The organism is Eionea flava, assembly GCF_055393785.1.
Map to the genome: position 1 here is coordinate 2,479,530 of NZ_AP036018.1, position 19,524 is coordinate 2,499,053.

17 protein-coding genes are annotated in these 19,524 nt (G+C 43.7%); 3 read left to right on the forward strand and 14 right to left on the reverse strand.

Annotated features, from left to right (window positions below; genetic code table 11):
* Positions 1-67: 67 nt before the first annotated feature.
* The 8 genes from ACZ5O6_RS10750 to mutL all read right to left on the reverse strand — a co-directional run bounded on the left by ACZ5O6_RS10750 (position 68) and on the right by mutL (position 8,876).
* Positions 68-1,258, reverse strand: coding sequence for an ATP phosphoribosyltransferase regulatory subunit (locus tag ACZ5O6_RS10750; RefSeq protein ID WP_447091560.1), 1,191 nt, complete (start codon positions 1,256-1,258; stop codon positions 68-70).
* Positions 1,259-1,299: 41 nt separating this feature from the next.
* The gene (locus tag ACZ5O6_RS10755; RefSeq protein WP_447091559.1) at positions 1,300-1,485 is read right to left on the reverse strand and encodes a DUF2065 domain-containing protein; all 186 of its coding nucleotides are present in this window, start codon (positions 1,483-1,485) and stop codon (positions 1,300-1,302) included.
* A 174-nt stretch (positions 1,486-1,659) separates the two neighbouring features.
* Entirely contained in the window at positions 1,660-2,562 is a 903-nt protein-coding gene (gene hflC / locus ACZ5O6_RS10760) for a protease modulator HflC (RefSeq protein ID WP_447091558.1), read from the reverse strand.
* Positions 2,562-3,725 (reverse strand): FtsH protease activity modulator HflK, encoded by a 1,164-nt coding sequence (gene hflK / locus ACZ5O6_RS10765; RefSeq protein WP_447091557.1) that lies wholly within the window; start codon positions 3,723-3,725, stop codon positions 2,562-2,564. Before hflK ends, hflC begins: the two co-directional genes overlap by 1 nt.
* Positions 3,726-4,028: 303 nt before the next feature.
* The gene (gene hflX, locus ACZ5O6_RS10770) at positions 4,029-5,384 is read right to left on the reverse strand and encodes a ribosome rescue GTPase HflX (RefSeq protein ID WP_447091556.1); all 1,356 of its coding nucleotides are present in this window, start codon (positions 5,382-5,384) and stop codon (positions 4,029-4,031) included.
* Positions 5,385-5,513: 129 nt separating this feature from the next.
* Positions 5,514-5,759, reverse strand: coding sequence for an RNA chaperone Hfq (gene hfq, locus ACZ5O6_RS10775; RefSeq protein WP_447091555.1), 246 nt, complete (start codon positions 5,757-5,759; stop codon positions 5,514-5,516).
* Positions 5,760-5,961: 202 nt separating this feature from the next.
* A complete protein-coding gene (gene miaA, locus ACZ5O6_RS10780; protein ID WP_447091597.1) occupies positions 5,962-6,900 on the reverse strand; it encodes a tRNA (adenosine(37)-N6)-dimethylallyltransferase MiaA in 939 nt (312 codons plus the stop codon).
* Positions 6,901-7,007: 107 nt separating this feature from the next.
* Positions 7,008-8,876, reverse strand: coding sequence for a DNA mismatch repair endonuclease MutL (gene mutL, locus ACZ5O6_RS10785; RefSeq protein ID WP_447091554.1), 1,869 nt, complete (start codon positions 8,874-8,876; stop codon positions 7,008-7,010).
* Between the two features lie 185 nt (positions 8,877-9,061).
* Between mutL and ACZ5O6_RS10790 the strand changes: the two genes are divergently transcribed.
* From ACZ5O6_RS10790 to ACZ5O6_RS10800, 3 genes are all read left to right on the forward strand, one after another.
* The gene (locus tag ACZ5O6_RS10790; RefSeq protein WP_447091553.1) at positions 9,062-9,796 is read left to right on the forward strand and encodes a substrate-binding periplasmic protein; all 735 of its coding nucleotides are present in this window, start codon (positions 9,062-9,064) and stop codon (positions 9,794-9,796) included.
* 222 nt (positions 9,797-10,018) lie between these two features.
* Positions 10,019-10,738 carry a substrate-binding periplasmic protein gene (locus ACZ5O6_RS10795; protein WP_447091552.1) on the forward strand — a complete coding sequence of 240 codons (720 nt, stop codon included), beginning with the start codon at positions 10,019-10,021 and terminating at the stop codon, positions 10,736-10,738.
* Between the two features lie 233 nt (positions 10,739-10,971).
* Positions 10,972-11,880, forward strand: a complete 909-nt coding sequence (locus ACZ5O6_RS10800; RefSeq protein ID WP_447091551.1) for a histone deacetylase family protein — start codon at positions 10,972-10,974, stop codon at positions 11,878-11,880.
* Positions 11,881-11,931: 51 nt separating this feature from the next.
* On the opposite strand, the gene ACZ5O6_RS10805 is transcribed toward ACZ5O6_RS10800, so the two are convergent.
* From ACZ5O6_RS10805 to putA, 6 genes are all read right to left on the reverse strand, one after another.
* Positions 11,932-12,819 carry a DMT family transporter gene (locus ACZ5O6_RS10805; protein ID WP_447091550.1) on the reverse strand — a complete coding sequence of 296 codons (888 nt, stop codon included), beginning with the start codon at positions 12,817-12,819 and terminating at the stop codon, positions 11,932-11,934.
* A gap of 9 nt (positions 12,820-12,828) precedes the next feature.
* Positions 12,829-13,551 carry an amino acid ABC transporter ATP-binding protein gene (locus ACZ5O6_RS10810; protein WP_447091549.1) on the reverse strand — a complete coding sequence of 241 codons (723 nt, stop codon included), beginning with the start codon at positions 13,549-13,551 and terminating at the stop codon, positions 12,829-12,831.
* Positions 13,548-14,210, reverse strand: a complete 663-nt coding sequence (locus tag ACZ5O6_RS10815; protein WP_464283512.1) for an amino acid ABC transporter permease — start codon at positions 14,208-14,210, stop codon at positions 13,548-13,550. Before ACZ5O6_RS10815 ends, ACZ5O6_RS10810 begins: the two co-directional genes overlap by 4 nt.
* Before the next feature lie 10 nt (positions 14,211-14,220).
* Positions 14,221-14,883: an amino acid ABC transporter permease gene (locus ACZ5O6_RS10820; RefSeq protein WP_447091547.1), complete on the reverse strand. Its 663-nt coding sequence runs from the start codon at positions 14,881-14,883 to the stop codon at positions 14,221-14,223.
* A 260-nt stretch (positions 14,884-15,143) separates the two neighbouring features.
* A complete protein-coding gene (locus ACZ5O6_RS10825) occupies positions 15,144-15,968 on the reverse strand; it encodes a transporter substrate-binding domain-containing protein (protein WP_447091546.1) in 825 nt (274 codons plus the stop codon).
* Positions 15,969-16,181: 213 nt separating this feature from the next.
* Positions 16,182-19,367: a bifunctional proline dehydrogenase/L-glutamate gamma-semialdehyde dehydrogenase PutA gene (putA, locus tag ACZ5O6_RS10830; protein WP_447091545.1), complete on the reverse strand. Its 3,186-nt coding sequence runs from the start codon at positions 19,365-19,367 to the stop codon at positions 16,182-16,184.
* Positions 19,368-19,524 lie beyond the last annotated feature (157 nt).

Here is a 19,524-nt window from a genome sequence, read left to right on the forward strand (position 1 = left end):
TTCATTGAGACCTCGCACGAAAGCTTGTTGACGCTCTCATGCACTATAAAAATGTGAATATTAGCGCTTAAAGTGCCACAGGGACGACGCTATATTCGCCATCCACAAACTCCAACTGTCGATCACATTGCAATTCATTCATATTATCTTGTGCCGCAGATAAGCCACAAACGACGCGCTCGCCTTGTTGACGCAAACGTTGAATAGCTTGCCACTGCCGTGGCTCATTAGAGGCTGGCGCATAGATGCCTGAAGCTTTAGCTGAAAGAGAGATCTCTGACAAACGCATGACCGACGTAAGGTTGAGCCCAAAGCCGGTCGCAGGCCGTGAACGGCCAAAGGCCTCTCCGATGTGATCATAACGACCACCATTCGCAATAGCATCGCCATAGCCTTCGGCATAAGCGGCAAACACTGTACCGGTGTGGTAGTGGTAACCCCTTAACTCACTAAGATCAAAATATAAATTAATAGCGGGATAACGATGCGCGATCGCTTCTGCGACTTCAATTAATTCATCAATAGCGGCATGCGCTTCTGCAGGCGCACTAGCTAGTGCTTGCTGCGCTTGTTTAAGCACGGAAATATCACCGCTCAATGTCGACAGTGCTAGCAACCATTGCCCGGCTTCTTCGGACGCAACATATTGCTTAATCCATTGCTGTATTTCTACTTGGTCTTTGGATTGTAAAAGATCAAAAAGCGCCAACTCTTGGCTGTCGCTAATATCCAAAGACTCCGCCAGTGCCTGATAAATACTGACATGACCTAAATCGAGCGTAATGCGCTCCACACCCACAGAAGTGAGGGATTCTAATAATAGGGAGATAACTTCTATATCGGCCTCTAAGCCCGCCTCACCAAATAATTCCACCCCCACTTGCAAAGGAGTGCGAATGGCCAAGGGAGATTTAGGTTGAGCATGTAACACATGATCGGCATAACATAAACGATTAACACCTTCGCGCCTAAAACTGTGGGCATCCATTCGTGCAGCCTGCGGCGTCATATCAGCACGCAAACCCATAGTACGACCTGATAATTGGTCTGTCACTTTAAGGGTTAATAATTCTAAATCTCTACCGACGCCACTAAAAAGTGACTCCGTAAACTCTAATAACGGCGGAATAACGAGCTCATACCCCCAACAGCGATATAAATCGAGTAGCTGTCGACGTAGCTGCTCTACCCCTTGCGCCTGCGCGGGTAAAATTTCTTCGACACCATCCGGTAATAACCAGCGATCTACATTTTTCATATTTCTCTTTTACCATTCACGTCGATCTAATTGATCTAAAGCTAGACTAACAAATAAAGTAGCCCCACCCCGAACAACATGCTTGCCAAGCCCATTATGCGCAATTGACGATCAGTAATAAGCGCCAATTGAGCCACTAAACGCCGCCACTTTGACGGATATAAAAAAGGGATAACCCCTTCAAGAATAAACAATAAGCAGATGGCTTTAAGCAGTGATTCCCACATAACGTTAACAAAACCCCACCTATTAGCACTTGTGATTGTAGAGTGCAGAGTTCGAGTGGCACTCGTACTATCATAAAAAAACCGAGTTCTAAGAACTCGGTTTTGCGGATTTTACCACTTTTTATACAGCACTGCGTGGTTTTTTATGCCTAGGTGCCTAATGGCGTTAACAAGCTAGTTAGATAATGCACTAGCACCTTGAGGCGATTGGCCTTGGCTATTTTTCAGGTAGCGAAAGAAATCACTATCAGGGTCAACAAGCATGATATCGCCTTTGTTTTGAAAGGTAGATTTGTAAGCTTGTAAACTTCGCACAAAACTATAAAACTCAGGGTCTCTGCTATAAGCCGACGCATAAAGCGCGGTTGCTTTTGCATCACCCTCACCACGTAGTAGTTCCGCATCACGATAGGCTTCTGCTTCAATCACTGTACGCTGACGATCAGCATCTGCACGAATGATTTCCGCCTGCTCTTTTCCTTTTGAACGATATTCACGGGCTTCTTTTTCACGACCGGCGCGCATGCGATCATAAACTGAATTACGCACTTCGTTAGGCAGGTCGATACGTTTAACGCGAATATCAACCACTTTAACACCTAGCTCACTACCCACCGTTTGGTTGATCGTCTCCACCAGTGATGCCATTAACTCATCACGCTCACCCGATACCACTTCGTGTAAAGTGCGTTTACCAAACTCATTACGCAAACCATCACTGATACGTACCGCAAGGCGGCGACCAGCAACATCAATATTACCGCCGGTTGAGGTGTAATAAAGTTCAGCATCAGATACCTGCCACTTCGCATAAGAGTCAACAACTAAACGCTTATTTTGAATAGTGAAGTAATTTTCTGGCGGTGCATCCAAGGTTAAAATACGAGAGTCAAACAAACGTACTTCATCAGAGAAAGGTAATTTCCAGTTAAGCCCAACCTCAGGTCTAATTTCTTGCAACTTACCAAAACGTAGTACAACGCCTTTTTTGTACTCTGGAACTACATATAATGTTGCACTCATAACAAGCGCCGCGATAAGGATAGCGATGATCCCAATGATACTTTTCATTGACATTAGCGTACTCCTCCACGATTTCGGTTAGCCTGATCACGGCGCAGCTGCTCTATCACCCGATCACCAATTTGGCGAATATCATCTTCGGTGATATTTTGCGTATGCCCACCGCTCAATGACGATGAACGATTGGCATTTTGTGATGTTAACTTATCCAACGGTAAGTAGATCATATTATTACCACCTTCAACATCGACCAGTACTTTAGAGCTATTAGCCATTACTGACTCAATAGCATCGATGTATAAACGTTCACGCGTCACATTTGGCGCAAGGTTGTAGGCAGTCAGTAGTTGATTGAAGCGTTCTGATTCACCTTCTGCCCTAGCAATCACCTGATCACGATAAGCATTAGCTTCTTCAATAGTACGCTGCGCAAGACCACGCGCCTCTGGAACAATACCGTTTGCATAAGATTGCGCTTCATTCTTTAAACGCTCTTGATCTTCTTTCGCCTTGACGACATCATCAAAGGCATCTTTCACTTCGGCAGGCGGCTTACCTTCTTGCAGGTTAACACCGACGATATTGATGCCCGTACCATAGCTTTCGAGATAATCCTGTAAGCGCTGACGCATTTCTGTGGCAATTTTCCCACGACCTTCGGATAATACGGGGTTAAGCTCTGTAGAGCCGACCACATGACGTAACGCACTATCTGCAGCATGTTCAAGACTAACCACCGGATCATTCACATTCAGCGAAAAAGCTTTAACATCCGCAATGTTATACTGAATAGTCACTGGCACTTCAACAATACTTTCATCTTCGGTCAGCATAAGACCGCCGGCTACGTATTCCCGCTCACCTGTCACATTATGAATGATCACTTCATCAATTAATGGGGGATTCCAATGGAGGCCCGCCGTTACGATGTTATGAAATTTACCCAAGCGTAAGACAACCGCTTGCTTCTGTTCATCTAATTGATAAATACCAAAGCCCGCATAAACAATAGCAACGAGTACTAGGCCAACAACGATCATAGAACCGGATACACCGCTTCCACCGTTATTACCATTACCGCCTTTACCGCCGAACAGGCCATTGATTTTCTTTTGAAAGTTTTTCAGGGCTTCATCCAAGTCTGGTGGTCCACCGCCGTTATTGCGGTTACCGCCCCACGGGTCTTGGTTGTTGCCACCCGGTTCATTCCAGGCCATACGTTTCTCCAGTTATTGTCATACGAATGTGTAGTAACGAATCATTACTATCCAGTTAACTTAATCTCGTCATACCGGGCTTGACCCGGTATCTAGTCAATCGCTGAAACCCGTGGATTCCGGATAAGCAAAAAACGCTTTCCGGAATGACGTGCTTCTTTTCTATTGTAATGTCGCCTAATAAGTAAAATGTCTTTGATCATGATTCATCGTCCGTGCAGCTAATTTACTTTAAGTTAACTGGGCAGCAATGGTAACGAATAGTAAAAATTTGCACAAAAACATTTTGACCTTCAAGCAAGCCTAAGATGATTCCTGAGAGGACTCCCACGCTTCACTGGCAGTTAAGATGGGGGCAGTCCCTGACCATTCCAAGTCTTTTTCGGCAATCCCTTCGCTGCCAAGCATTTTCAAAAACTCAACACGAGGAATGGCGATAGATAATTCGCTATTTCCCGCTTCATCATACTGTTCATCTTCTATTGATTCAGCCGCATATAACTTGGCTCTCAGCTTAGATAGTGCGGACTCAACGACGACAGGAAACATCAGCGTACCTGTAATCATTTTATCACCCAATCGCTCAGCCAGCGCAGCAAACAATAGATCAATACCCTCGCCAGCTTGAGCCGATAACCATACAGCAACGGGCACACCCTGATCATCTCGATCAATGCGAGGCGACTGTTCCAGTAAATCGAGCTTATTATAAACTTTTAATTGCGGCAGCTCGGCGGCGCCAATTTCTTCTAATACTTCTTCCACTTGCTCTATATTTCTCGCCCGCTCTTCATCGGCAGCATCAATGACATGCAACAATAATGAAGAATGCGCCGCCTCTTCTAATGTCGCTCGAAAAGCCTCAATTAAACGGTGCGGCAAGTGACTAATAAAACCCACTGTATCGGCTAATACAGCTTTACCGACATTCGGCAAAGTGATTTGTCGCATTGTGGGGTCTAGCGTCGCAAACAATTGGTCCTCAGCATACACACCGGCATCGGTGATACGATTGAACAAGGTGGATTTACCCGCATTCGTGTAGCCCACTAATGATACTGTGGGTGTGGATGCCCGCAGACGTGAGCGACGGCCTTGATCACGCTGCTTACGCACCTTATCTAGACGGCTTTCTATCGACTTAATACGCACACGTAATAGGCGTCGATCAGTTTCTAACTGTGTTTCACCTGGCCCACGTAAACCAATCCCCCCTTTTTGGCGCTCCAAGTGTGTCCAGCCGCGAATAAGGCGGGTCGACATATGGTGAAGCTGCGCTAACTCAACTTGCAGCTTGCCTTCATGGGTACGGGCGCGCTGTGCAAAAATATCTAAAATTAAACCGGTGCGATCAAGCACCCGACACTGAAACAACGCTTCAAGGTTGCGCTCTTGGCTAGGCGTTAGCGTGTGATTAAAAATCACCAATTCAGCCTCGTGAAGCACAACTAGCTCGCGCAACTCTTCTGCCTTACCGGAACCGACAAATGTTTTAGCAACAATTGACGATCGTTGACCGGTGACAAATTCGACAGGGTCGCCACCTGCAGATAAAACAAGCTCTTCAAACTCCCTAGGGTCATCACGGGTATGAGATTGAGGAAGCTGCAGATGGACGAGTATTGCTCGCTCGCCAGATTTGGGACGCTCAAAAAACAAGGCAGGGTCTCAATAAAGAAAAAGGGAAATACGAAAAATTAGCAGCCTGATATTCTCCGGCTGCTAATCGATGGTAACGGTATGCGACACACCGCCAACTAGACATGAACAGAAAACGGACGTTATTAATTAAGCGTCTTCGCCTTCATCGTGCTCAACCATAGGAACACGTACCGCTCTTGCAGGCACAACCGTAGAGATGGCGTGCTTATAGACCATCTGGCTCACAGTGTTTTTTAATAAAATAACAAATTGATCAAATGATTCGACCTGCCCTTGAAGCTTGATGCCATTAACAAGGTAAATGGAAACAGGGATGCGCTCCTTACGTAACACATTTAGATAAGGGTCTTGTAGGCTTTGCCCTTTTGACATGAGGTTCTCCTTGGAGTAATAAAAGTAGTTGTTCGCATATAGCTGCCGTAGACCATTAGCTATATGACTATTAAATGCTCACCACATTAGCAGCACACGCTGAGTGTTACGCCTGCTAAATATTACTATAGCAGCAAAATGTATCATTAAGACATTATCTGGCGTAAAAATTCCCTTCAGCGTGTCTTTATATGACAATAATTCACAAAGAGTTCAATAGCTTGGCAATATTTTCTTTAGATTCTACGGCTAAAGTCGTAGGGTCGATGATAACATCGCAACATTGAAGATCATCCCATCCACGCAACCACGTCAATTGCCGCTTTGCCAATTGACGAGTCGCGGCAACACCTTTGCTCACCATGGTCGCATGATCGCATTCTCCCGCAAGATATTCCCACATCTGCCGATAACCCACCGATCGCATGGATGGCAAATCTACATGCAAGTCCCCGCGCTGATATAAAGCGCGCACTTCGTCCTCAAAACCATTATCTAACATTAACTGATAACGACGCTCAATACGCTGATGCAAAAGCTGACGATCCGTAGGTAGCAAAGCATATTGCATAACACGATACCGCTGTGTGAATGTTTCTATCGTCGATGATTGCAACGCTTGATCTGCCCTATATGCCGTCATGGTTTTTCCACTTAAACGGTAAACCGCCAGTGCACGGGCAATTCGCTGAGAATGATTGGGATGAATATTACTCGCTGATTCAGCATCAACGGCCGCTAGCTCACTGTGCAAAGCGGGCCAGCCTTTGTTACGCGCCTCCTCCTCTATGGTTGCACGCATCGCTTCATCAGTGGCAGGCATATCGGCCAAACCTTTTAGCAAAGCATTAAAATACATCATCGTGCCACCAACCAGCACAGGAATACGATTGGCCCGATGACTACTATCGATTTTTTGCTGTGCATCACGGCAAAAGTCAGCGACAGAATACGTCGTTTTAGGGTCACAAATATCGATCAACGCATGGGGCGCTATCGCCAGCTCTGCCTCTGTTGGCTTGGCCGTACCAATATTCATACCGCGATAAATTAAGGCTGAATCAACACTAATAATATCCACGGATCTCTGTTGCGATAAAGCAATGGCTAAATCTGTTTTACCCGAAGCCGTTGGCCCCATAACAAAAATGACAGGAAGTTTAGAGGACTTGTTCACGTTTCAGCCTATTCGATGTTATAGATGTCGGCGATAAATAGCATTCAGACCAATCGCATTGTTGCCTATGGCTACTGCCCACGCATAAACCATTTATCAATCTCAGATAAAGAGAAATGCATCCAGGTCGGACGACCATGATTACACTGTCCACTGCGCTCAGTTGCTTCCATATCGCGTAACAGCGCATTCATTTCTGGCACACTTAACTGACGATTGGCACGCACTGACCCATGGCATGCCATTGTCGATAACAGCTCATTCATATGCTGTTTAATACGATCACTACTGCCGTATTGAATAAGGTCTGAAAGCACGTCACGCACGAGCTGTTCGACATTCGCACTTTTGAGCGAGACTGGGATTTGGCGTATCAATAAACTTTCCGGGCCCGCCACTTCGATAACAAAACCGAGTTGATGAAAAACCGTATGATGACTTTCCGTACAGGCGACTTCTTTTTCGCTTACGGCCAATGTTTGCGGCACCAATAAGGGCTGAGCCTGAACACTGCCCTGCTCAAACGCTTGCTTCATACGCTCATACACCACGCGCTCATGCGCAGCATGCATATCTACAACGATCAAACCTTGGGCATTTTCAGCAAGAATATAAATACCTTTTAACTGAGCGATGGCATAGCCCAACGGCGGAGCATCGTTATCAACGGGAGCCTGACCATTGCTCGCCTGTGTGGATACCTCTGAAGCCTGACCATAAAATTGCATCGCCTCGCGTATTTGTGGCGTTTCGATATTAACCGGCGGGTATGCTTTAGCATAATTGACCGATGCGCCATTGTTGTCGCTAGCCTGTAAAGCAGCAGCCTGAGCCGCTAACGGCATAGATTGCTGATCGCTGATGATCGCAGCATGAGAGTCAGCACTCACACCCGCAGCGACAGCTAACGATGAAGCCCCCGTGAGCTGATCATCGGGGCGAATCTCTGCCAAGGCATGATGCAGACTACTATAAATAAAATTATGCACAGTACGCCCATCACGAAAACGCACTTCGTGCTTAGTTGGGTGCACATTTACATCAACGGTTGCCGGGTCAATCTCCAAATACAACACAAATGCAGGATGACGACCATGATATAGCACATCGCTGTACGCTTGACGCACCGCATGGCTCACCAGCTTGTCTTTAATCGCTCGACCATTGACATAAAAGTGCTGCAAATCCGCCTGACTACGCGAAAACGTCGGTAGCGCCACCCAGCCCCATAGGCGTAATCCGTGGCGTTCGATATCTACTGTTAGGGCATTTTCCATAAAGGCAGGGCCACAAATTTGTGCGACACGGCGATTTTTTTCTGCCTCAGAATTACCCGCACGGAGACTATGTATCGTTCGTTGATTATGGCGTAATTCAAAGGTCACATTAAAATTAGCTAGCGCTAAGCGCTTCACGACATCATCAATACGATTGAACTCGGTTTTTTCGGTACGTAAGAATTTACGTCGCGCTGGTGTATTAAAAAATAAGTCACGCACCTCAACGGTTGTTCCTTGTTGGTGTGCGGTTGGCGTTACATCCGTCGACATTTCTTGGCCTTCAGTTCTAGCCGCCCACCCTTGCGCCGAATCGCTGGTATTACTGCTTAACGTCAAGCGTGACACTGAGCTCACACTCGCCAATGCTTCACCACGAAAGCCTAATGTGGCTACCGCCTCAAGATCATCTAGCACATGGATTTTACTAGTGGCATGACGACTTAGCGCTAAGGCTAAATCTTCTTTCGCAATACCATGCCCATTATCCCGTATCCGCATAGTTTTAATGCCGCCATTTTCCACCTCAATATCAATACGAGATGCACCAGCATCTAGGCTGTTTTCTAGCATTTCTTTAATAACGGATGCCGGTCTCTCAACAACTTCACCAGCCGCTATCTGGTTAGCGAGCCTAGGGGGCAATAACTTAATTTTTGACATGAATAATGATCGACTATAGGTAGATGAATAAATAGGAAGCCTTTAAAAAAATTATACAGTAAAGCACATAGTATTTTTTCAGCATTTTTGCACACATATCCATGAGAAATATTGATCTTTCGCCAAACCAAACTAGGCTTACAGGTGAAATCACTCAAGAAACTTCTCAACATAGGCGTTATCTTATGCAAAAACCATATTTTTTATCTATTTATCATCAATTAGGGCTTTTATTCGTATTGATTTCTATGGGGCTATCTGGGCAAGTTTACGCATCGTCGCTCAACCAATTAAACATCATGACCGAGGATTTCCCCCCATTTAACTACAAAGAAAATGGGAAAGCGGCTGGCACTGCAGTTGATTTATTACTACAAGCGAGCGCCTCTGTGGGACAGCCCATCGAAAGAGATAACATTAATGTTATGACCTGGGCACGCGCCTACAAAATGGTACAGTCTGGCCCTAATGCACTCTTATTCAGTATGACTCGTACCGAAAAGCGGGAAGACTTATTTAAGTGGGCGGGGCCGGTAGGATCAAACCGTATTGTTATTTGGGCAAAAAAGTCATCCAATATTGCTGCGTTTGATGATGTTAAAGATAACAGTCTGCGCGTTGGCGTCGTCAGAGACACCGTGGGAGATCAGCTCATGGTGGCAGCAGGTGCCACTGACGATTTACTCGTCAGAAACTCAAAACCTGAGGGTGCTGCAAAAATGCTAGTGAGCGATCGAGTAAAGTTATGGGCGTATAGTGAAAATAGCGGCGCCCAACAACTAATTGATGCCGGTGAAAACATTGATAATTACAAAGTAGTCCATGTATTGAGCTCAAAAGATCTCTATTTCGCTTTCAGTAAAGATGTTGATGACAGCGTTGTAGAAGCACTTCAAAAAGGTATTGACGCAACACGATAGAACAATCACCAAACGAAAATGCCTTATATCAACCACTGCGGCGAAGATATAAGGTGTTTTTTATGGCCGCTCACAAAAAATGCATTCTTACCAAAAAGATATAAACCCACTTTTTTTATTCTCTTCTATTCCAGAAAACTAATGACAAGCGTACTTGCTATCAGCTTTTTCTTTCCTATACTTTTAAAGATGAAGAAAAATCAACTAACCAAGGTAATTATTATGAAACGCACTTTATCTACTTTTTTATCCAGCTTAGCTTTCGTTTGCATGGCGCAAATATCATCTATTCATGCTGCCGATTTTAGCTCACTGAATATCATGACTGAAGAATTCCCACCGTTCAATTATTCAAAAGATGGTCAGCTAACAGGCACCTCTGTCGAGCTACTTCTAAAGGCCAGTGAGGCTGCAGGCCACCCTATCAGTAGGAGTGACATTAATATGGCCGCATGGGCACGCGCGTATCAAACAGCCGTGTCAGGCCCTAATGTAATGCTATTCACAACCACCCGAACAGAGCAACGGGAAAATTTATTTAAATGGGCAGGGCCAATTGGAGTAAACCGTACCGTTGTATTTGCTAAAAAGTCTTCCGGCATTGGACAAATCTCTGACATGTCTACTATCGACAAGAAAGTGGCTGTAATTCGTGACTCGGTAGACGATCAATTAACTGTAAAAGCAAATACTCCTGCAGGCATGATCACACGTGCCTCAAAGCCTGATGCTGCAGCTAAAATGTTAGCTACAGGTCGAGTTGATTTGTGGGCTTACAATGAGATTACCGCAAAAGAAATTTTACAGCGTAATGGCCAAAACGTGGATGATTATGAAATCGTTCATGTACTAGCAACGAGCGACTTATATTTTGCATTTAGCAAAGATGTAGACGATGCTGTTGTCGAGCTACTACAGAAAGGCGTTGATATGGTGAAATAATTCACCATTAAAAAACCTGATGTCTTGCATTACTTCCGTTATGCAAGACATCATCTTTTACAGATTTAATTGTCAACACTGATTACACGAATAGGTTTTTCGCTATCTCTTCACTCCCTTTATTTTCAAATACTCTCTCAATATCTTCTTAACCTACTGCACGCTGCTATTTTTTTGATTCTATTTAAGCGCTAAGCTGATAAAATTTCATATCAGTTAACAACGTAAAAAATATGGCCATACCTCTTATTTCACACCCAGCATATAGCTTTCCTTTTCCGAGCAAGCACCGCTTCCCCATGGATAAGTTTGCGCGCCTTACAGACTATTTATCTCACAAAACCATACTAACGCCTTCTAATTTGTTTCGCCCTGGAAGAAGTAAAGACGAATTATTACAACAAGCGCATTGCCCAAACTATATTGATGCGTTTATTCATAATCGTCTAGACCCCAAAGCATTACGTCGAATGGGCTTGCCGTGGAGCGAGCCACTCGTTAAACGCACACTCATCTCGCCTAACGGTACATTTTTAGCCGCTCAACTGGCATTAAAATATGGCATTGCCTGCCATTTAGCGGGAGGAACTCATCACGCACATTTTGATTTCGCGTCTGGCTTTTGTATTTTCAATGACCTAGCTATCACCGCTAATGCACTACTGCTACAAGGGAAAGTAAAAAAATTATTAATTTTTGATTGCGATGTTCATCAGGGTGACGGCACGGCATCTATTCTAAATAATAATGATCGCGCTTACACATGCTCTATTCATTGCGAAAAAAACTTTCCTGCAAAAAAAGCGACCAGTAATATCGATGTCGCACTAAAGCCCGATACTAAAGATGATCAATATGTAGCGTGTGTGCACGACACGCTTCTACAACTGATCGAAGAGCAACAACCTGAATTAATTATTTATGATGCTGGAGTTGATGTGTATGAACACGATCCTTTAGGCTTGCTGAGCATAACATTACAAGGCATTCGTCAAAGGGACAGAGCGGTACTGGAAATGTGTAAAAAGCATAACATACCCGTCGTGACTGTCATTGGTGGAGGTTACGACGATGATTGCGCTGCGCTAGCACAACGACATGCAATAGTAACAGAAGAAGCCTATCGTATTTTTGTCGATTAAATGAATCGTTGGCGTACAGTATTTATTCAACGAATAAATACTGTACTAAACTCATCTACCTACGCGCTGCAATGCCAAACCGATAACAATAATAACTAACCCTGCAAAGGTTAACAGTTGCAATGGTTCGCCCAACACTTGATTAATGATAAACAAGCTCACAAAAGGCGAAAGAAAAATAAGGGAACTAATACGCGATGTATATTCTGTTGTCTGCAATGCCATCTGCCACAAGATAAAGGTAAAACCCATTTCAAACAAACCAATATAAGCCATGCTGGCAAGAATATTGAGTGACGGATTCATTAACGACATCAACCCATCAATATCATTTATGCAAGCAATAACAATGAGCACTGGCAGGGCATAAAGAAAATTTTGAAATAAAGCAAGAATCGGTGGGCGGCTATCTTTTACATTAAGCAACCAATAAATAGCCCAAATAAAAGTACTCACTAATGCCAGTACAATACCAATAGAGTCCACTCCACCTGGGAGGCTTTTACCTGCGACCGAAATAAGAAAAACGCCACTATACGCAACAAACATTCCAGCAATATCCCAACGAGATATTTTTCTACCTAGAAAAGGCACAGCTAACAAACCAAGAACAATCGCCCATGTGTAATTGATTGGCTGAGCAATTTGAGCCGGCAGTCGATCATAAGCTTCAAACAGAATAAGATAGTAAAGCACGGGATTTAACATGCCGAGCTTGATAGATTGATATCGGTACGCCCACAGAGAAGTAAGGGCTAAAACAAATTGTTTTTGAAATATTAAGACACTAGCAAGAACAAGAAGAGAGAAGAACGATGCTCCCGTCAGCAACAATATAACTGACGTTAAGCCAAGGCCTATCTTAAAAGCCGACGCTACTGTTGACCACAACAGCACCGCAGATAAACCATAGCTTAGAGCACGCGCCTCCCTCTTCAATTAAGTAGCCTAACGAACGTTAGCTAAGAACTTTTGAGTATGAACACTTTGCGGATTACCAAAAATCTCATCCGGCGTACCAATTTCTTCCATAATACCTTCATGGAAATAGGCAACACGATCCGATACTTCTTTTGCGAAACTCATTTCATGAGTTACAACAATCATTGTCATACCATCTTCAGCCAGTAGACGCATAGTATCCAGAACTTCACCTACCAACTCAGGATCAAGAGCAGATGTTGCCTCATCAAACAACATATAACGTGGTTCCATTGCCAATGCACGAGCAATTGCAAGGCGCTGCTGCTGCCCACCGGACAAGGCACTAGGATAGTTTTCTAGCTTATCGCCGAGACCTACGTGCTTTAGTTGAGAAGCCGCAATTTGCTCAGCATCGGCTTTGCTTAAACCTTTAACAATTCGAGGAGCTAATGCAACATTCTCCAACGTTGTTAAATGAGGAAAAGCATTCCACTGCTGAAATACCATGCCAATATTTTCACGCAAAGTATTCACGTTAGTTTTCTTGTCATGAACACTCACACCATCAACAATGATTTCACCGTTATTAACTGGCTCCAAACCATTGATGCAATACAGCAAAGTAGACTTACCAGAACCTGAAGAACCAACAATGGTTAGTACTTCACCATCGGCCACATCAAGATCAATACCTTTTAAGACTTTTACATCACCGAATGATTTATGAACATTTCTGATTTTAATCATTGTTGCCACCTTTTTTCTATATAACTACTCGCCTTCGAAATCGGATATGAAAGGGCGAAATAAAAGAGACCCGCGATTGCCAAAACAGTAAACGTTTCTGCTGTACAAGTAATTAATATTTGAGACGCTTTGAGTAATTCAATGTAACCAATTACTGACACCAAGGCTGAATCTTTAAGCACACTGAGTGCGATACCTACCCAAGAAGGTAATACTGCGCGTAAACCTATCGGCCATACAACATAACGCATATCTTGCCAGTAGGTCATGCCTAGCGAGCGCGATGCTCTACGTGTTGTACTTGGGACTGCATCGATACCACTACGAGCAACTTGAGCCACCAGCGATGCGGTATACACCGATAATATAATGGTACCCGACCAAAACGCAGGTAAAGGATAGCCCGCAATGGCAATGAAGCTGTCGAATAGAATTAATTGGATAATTAATGGAACGCTTCGAAAAACATCCAAAAAGCCATTAACAATCATACGGACAGCCAAATTGCCCGCATTTAACATCCAACCAAAAATAACACCGAAAATAGTACCAACACTAATCGCGATAATTGAAATTTCTAGCGTTCTTAATGCTGCTTCACCTAAGAAAAGTAGATCGCTAGGTTGTAAATCACCAAAAACTTGAACGGTTGTAGCCATGAAATACCTCCTATTGATCTCTAAACAAGCGCCAGCCGATAAGGCGCATAATACCTAGAGCGATTTTTGCAATAAGGTAGTAAATAACCGCCGTTGCCGCAAAAAATTCGAATGCTCTAAATGTTTTAGAATATAAAAATTGCGTTTCGCCCGTTAGTTCGCGTAGACCGACTAACATACCCAGAGAACTGATCAATATGACCCAGATAAACTGGTTAGTCATTGGGTGATAGATGATACGGACTACCTGAGGAACAATAATGTGATACTGCGCCTGAAAGAAAGTCATGCCTAACGATTGAGCTGATCGCAACTGCGAAGAATGAATAGCATTAAAGCCACCACGGAATGTCTCTGCCATATAACCTGCGGTATTAAATGACAAGGCAATTAACACAACAAAATATGAGTCAATAAGAATGCCCACTGCTCCTAAGCCGAACTTAAAAAAGAACAATTGAAATAGAGCGGGTGTATTACGTGCGATTTCAATCCAAGTGCCTGCTAGAAATCTAACTAGCCAGATCTTGGATGTACGAAAAAAGTAAATAAATAGGCCGATAAACGTACCTACCAACATAGATAGAATGGAGACCTCAAGGGTGACCCATGCTGCATCTAAAATTTGGGGTAATGATTGAAAAACTGGACGCCACAAAAACTGATAGTCCATTGGTACCTCCTAACAATATCACTGAGATTATTGTAAATATTACTTATGATTCACTGTATACGACTAACAATGTAGCAAACTGAGCGCTGTAGCTGCCCTATTTATTATTATCATGTTCGTAATGACAAAGTTAAGTATAGTGCCGGACTAGTAAAACGCCATTCATAAAAAAATTATGGATAGTAATACTCTGTAATACTTGGAAAAATGATAGGTAGCGCACAAAGTACGCTACCAATTTTGCAGATAGGACGCTGGGCTTAGTAGTAAGTGCCTGGAACAGTCATATCTGGAGCTGTACCACCGATCCACTTGCCATAAAGCTCTTGGAAACGACCAGTACGTACTTGACGGTTAATGAACAAGTTCAAGTAGTTAATCCATCCGAACTCTTTACGTAGTGTCATCATGCCTACAATATCAGCACCGAAAGGAGCAACTGGTCCAAGCTTAATACCTTTGAACTTGCCTGAAGCCAATACGTTAGCAGCCGCTGTATCAGTTACGATAACCGCATTTACTTGACCCTGAGATACTGCTAGGAAAGATTCGTTTTCGCTTTGGAAAGAAGAATACTTACCTTTAGAACCTTCCCAGTTCTCTTTTTTATAGTCTAAGAAAGAACTTTCGTAAGTCGTACCAACAGCAGCACCTACGTTCAAGTCTTTTAGATCTTCCCAAGAATTCGCTTCTACCTTATCAGATAGTAGTGCTTGGAATTGGAAAACCATGTAAGGAATAGTAAAACCAACAGTTTGAGCACGCTCAAGAGTGTCAGAAGAAGAAGCAATGGCTACGTCAACTTTGCCTGAAATCAAGCTAGGAATACGCTCAGCCCATGTTAGACCAACGACTTCATATTCGATGTTCATGGCTTTTGCTAAATCAGCACACATGTCAACATCCATACCTACTGGATTGTTGTCGCTGTCGCGGAAGCCCATTGGTGGGAAATCAAGAACAACACCACAACGAACTTTACCCTTTGACAATACGTCATCAAGCTTGTCTGCTGCTACGTTACCAGAAGCCAACAAGCCAAAACTTGCTGCTAGTAGTGCTTTTTTGAAAAAATTACTTTTCATGTTTTTCACCTTTTTTAGTTATAAAAATTATTAGTATATTTTATGTGGGTACTGCTTAACTTAAACGATAGACGACTCAAAAAACAAGTCACTATTTATTTAATCGGCCAATTTACACGTAGATGTTCAAAACGGCGACTGGCCTAGTCTATCAAAGACGCCGTTTTGCACTTGCAAGAATCTACGAATACTTTTTCAAAACTATGATCTTTACTACGATCCTTGAGATTCAGGAGCGAGTAAGCTCGCGTTACCACCAATAGCAGCAGTATTTAAGCAAATAGTCTTTTCTGTGATAAAACGCGTCAAATAATTCGGTCCGCCCGCCTTAGGGCCAGTACCCGATAAACCACGGCCACCGAATGGGTTCACCCCAACAACGGCGCCTACTTGGTCACGATTAATATACACATTACCTACACGTGCTCGACGCGCGATATATTTATAGGTTGTGTTATTGCGTGAATGGATACCTAGCGTCAAACCGAACTGCATACTGTTTACGTCTTGTATAACTTGATCCATTTCTGATGCAGCAAAACGCGCCACATGCAATATCGGACCGAATTTTTCATCTTTCAACTGCTTGATAGAATCGATTTCTAGCAACGTTGGTGGAACAAACGTCGCATTATCGAAGCCTTCTGGCATTTTTCCTTGGTAAGACTGCTTTGCAATAGACTTCATTTCTTCAATATAAGATAGCAAGTCTTTTTGCGCACCTTCATCAATAACCGGCCCCATATCTGTTGCATAATCACCGGGGAAACCTAAGTTTAGCTCATCAATAGAGCCTTTGATTAATTCGATAACACGATCAGCAATATCTTGCTGAACATAGAGCACACGTAATGCTGAACAGCGCTGACCCGCAGAACTAAAGGCAGAGCGGATAACATCAGTCGCCACCTGCTCAGGTAACGCGGTTGAATCGACTAACATCGCATTCAAACCACCCGTTTCAGCAACAAGCGTCGCGATAGCTGATTCACGATTGGCTAACTGTTTGTTAATGATGCGGCCTGTTTGGGTAGAGCCCGTAAAAGCCACACCAGCAACATCAGGGCTTTTCATCAATACGCCACCCAACTTTGAGCCTGAACCCGTTAGCAATTGCAAGGCACCTTTAGGAATACCGGCTTCATGCATCATTTGCGTAGCTCGGTAAGCAATTAGGCTCGTTTGTTCTGCAGGCTTAGCGATTACCGAGTTACCCACTGACAATGCTGCCACTACTTGACCGGTGAAGATCGCTAGCGGGAAGTTCCACGGGCTAATACAAACAAATACACCGCGACCTTCACAGTGCAGCTCATTAAGCTCACCCGTAGGCCCTGGAAGCACTTTAGGATTATTAAACATATCTCGCGCTTGCTGTGCGTAATAACGACAAAAATCAACGGCTTCACGAATCTCATCAATAGAATCATCTAAGGTTTTACCCGCTTCGCGAATACACAAAGCGATCAACTCTTCGCGATTATCTTCAAGCAACGCAGCCGTTTTATCTAACGCAGCCGCACGCTCTTCAACATCAGTCATCGACCATGAATCAAAAGCCTCTACCGCCGTTACCAACGAATCAGCCGCCATTTTTTCATCAGCATGCATAATGTAGCCGACTTTTTGCGTGTTATCGTAAGGGCTAAAAACTTCAGTTGAATGTGTCGAACCACCGTCCGAACCATCGGCACCAACAATAGGTTTAGCCGACCACTGGGTATCATTATATTTCTGTATAGCGTTCATTAAAGGCGTTCTCTGTGAAGCGATATGCAAATTAATCCCTTTTGAATTATCGCGGTCGTTAAAAATATTACCCGGCAAAGGAATATGAGGATTCACAATGCTGGAACGAGTCATTAATAGCTTGGTTGGGTGCACAGTCAACTCATCAACCGGCACGGTAGCGTCTTGCAATTTATGCACAAACGAACCGTTGGCACCATTTTCTAGCAAACGTCTAACGAGATAAGGCAGGAGATCTTCATGGCTACCCACCGGGGCGTAAATTCTCACGCCAACATGCGGATGTGACTTCATCAATGACTCATAAAGCCCTTCACCCATGCCGTGTAAGCGTTGAAATTCAAACTGTCGATCACCTGACATAGCCAAGATACTGCCAATAGTCTGGGCATTATGACTAGCAAACTGAGGGTAGATAGCGCCCACCGTATAATCAGATAAGAGGAAGCGCGCGCAGGCAAGATAAGAAGTATCTGTGGACTCTTTGCGAGTAAATACGGGATAACCTTCAAGACCTAATTGCTGGCAAAGTTTAATTTCCGTATCCCAATAAGCACCTTTAACAAGACGCACAGGAATTTCATCACCTTGAGCCTTAGAGGTTGAAGTAATCCAACACAAAACATGCAACGCACGCTTAGAATAAGCCTGCACAACTAAACCAAACTTACCCCACCCTTTTGCAGCATTCGAGTTATACACTTGCTTAAATAATTCAAGCGATAGCTCAAGGCGATCCGCCTCTTCCGCATCGATAGTAATACCGATATCGTAAGACCGAGCTTTCTTAACAATGGTTTTAACTATTTCAACTAATTCAGGCAATGTCTCATGCTTATGAGATTCCTCATAACGAGGATGCAGAGCGGAAATTTTAATCGACAGGGTGTGGCCTTCGCCGGTCTCAGGACGAGACTTGGCATTGTTTGCAATATTATCTAGCGCGCCTAAATAGCTGTCTAAATAACGTTTAGCATCTTCGCGTGTGTGCGCAGCTTCACCCAGCATATCAAAAGAATATTTACAGCCTTCTTTACAAAAAGGGATCGATCGCTTGCTAGCTTCTTGTATGGTGCGTCCAAGAACAAAATACTCACCAATAATTTGCATCGCCACTTTCATTGCACCACGCAAGGTCGGCGCACCGCACTTGTAAAGTAGCTTCTGCAGACCAGTTGATGCATCACCGTGATTAACATTACCTGTTTTCACGAAACGACCAGCAATCAACAAGCCCCAAGTAGACGCATTAACAAACAAGCTGTTATCACCGTCAAGATGCGTTTTCCAGTCAGCCGCTGTCAGCTTATCTTTAATCAATGCATTACGCGTAGCCGCATCGGGAACACGAAGTAATGCTTCAGACAAACACATCAATGTAATGCCATCGTCGTCGCTGAGGCTATATTCTTGCAGAAGCTTATCAACGACATGCGCACCTTTTTTGCTCATACGTGTCTGTTCGATAAGAGGACGAGCCGTCGCATTAATTTCCAGCATCTCTTGAGAAGATGGATCCGCGATAGCAATAAGTCGCTTCATCCAAGTTTCTTCATCAATACTGTAATTTTTCGACAGCTCTTGAAGGAGTTGATCGTGATCTAACTTGATCCAATCTTCAACGAAAGATAAATTATTTACTGGTTTCATATTTTTGCACTCTACTCGTTAGGAGCGAAGTATCAGCCAATATTCACCAAGAAGATTGCATAAAAATATGCATTGATTGCAAAAAAATATGAAGGGGAGATCACCTACTGTTGACAATAACTCAAGCCAAAATCGACGAAAGCACTGAAAACAAAGG

Coding starts and splice junctions, on each gene's coding strand:
- ACZ5O6_RS10750 (WP_447091560.1), bottom strand. CDS start 1,258: ATGAAAAATGTAGATCGCTGGTTATTACCGGATGGTGTCGAAGAAATT.
- ACZ5O6_RS10755 (WP_447091559.1), bottom strand. CDS start 1,485: ATGTGGGAATCACTGCTTAAAGCCATCTGCTTATTGTTTATTCTTGAA.
- hflC (WP_447091558.1), bottom strand. CDS start 2,562: ATGTCAATGAAAAGTATCATTGGGATCATCGCTATCCTTATCGCGGCG.
- hflK (WP_447091557.1), bottom strand. CDS start 3,725: ATGGCCTGGAATGAACCGGGTGGCAACAACCAAGACCCGTGGGGCGGT.
- hfq (WP_447091555.1), bottom strand. CDS start 5,759: ATGTCAAAAGGGCAAAGCCTACAAGACCCTTATCTAAATGTGTTACGT.
- miaA (WP_447091597.1), bottom strand. CDS start 6,900: ATGGGGCCAACGGCTTCGGGTAAAACAGATTTAGCCATTGCTTTATCG.
- mutL (WP_447091554.1), bottom strand. CDS start 8,876: ATGTCAAAAATTAAGTTATTGCCCCCTAGGCTCGCTAACCAGATAGCG.
- ACZ5O6_RS10790 (WP_447091553.1), top strand. CDS start 9,062: ATGCAAAAACCATATTTTTTATCTATTTATCATCAATTAGGGCTTTTA.
- ACZ5O6_RS10795 (WP_447091552.1), top strand. CDS start 10,019: ATGAAACGCACTTTATCTACTTTTTTATCCAGCTTAGCTTTCGTTTGC.
- ACZ5O6_RS10800 (WP_447091551.1), top strand. CDS start 10,972: ATGGCCATACCTCTTATTTCACACCCAGCATATAGCTTTCCTTTTCCG.
- ACZ5O6_RS10810 (WP_447091549.1), bottom strand. CDS start 13,551: ATGATTAAAATCAGAAATGTTCATAAATCATTCGGTGATGTAAAAGTC.
- ACZ5O6_RS10815 (WP_464283512.1), bottom strand. CDS start 14,210: ATGGCTACAACCGTTCAAGTTTTTGGTGATTTACAACCTAGCGATCTA.
- ACZ5O6_RS10820 (WP_447091547.1), bottom strand. CDS start 14,883: ATGGACTATCAGTTTTTGTGGCGTCCAGTTTTTCAATCATTACCCCAA.
- ACZ5O6_RS10825 (WP_447091546.1), bottom strand. CDS start 15,968: ATGAAAAGTAATTTTTTCAAAAAAGCACTACTAGCAGCAAGTTTTGGC.
- putA (WP_447091545.1), bottom strand. CDS start 19,367: ATGAAACCAGTAAATAATTTATCTTTCGTTGAAGATTGGATCAAGTTA.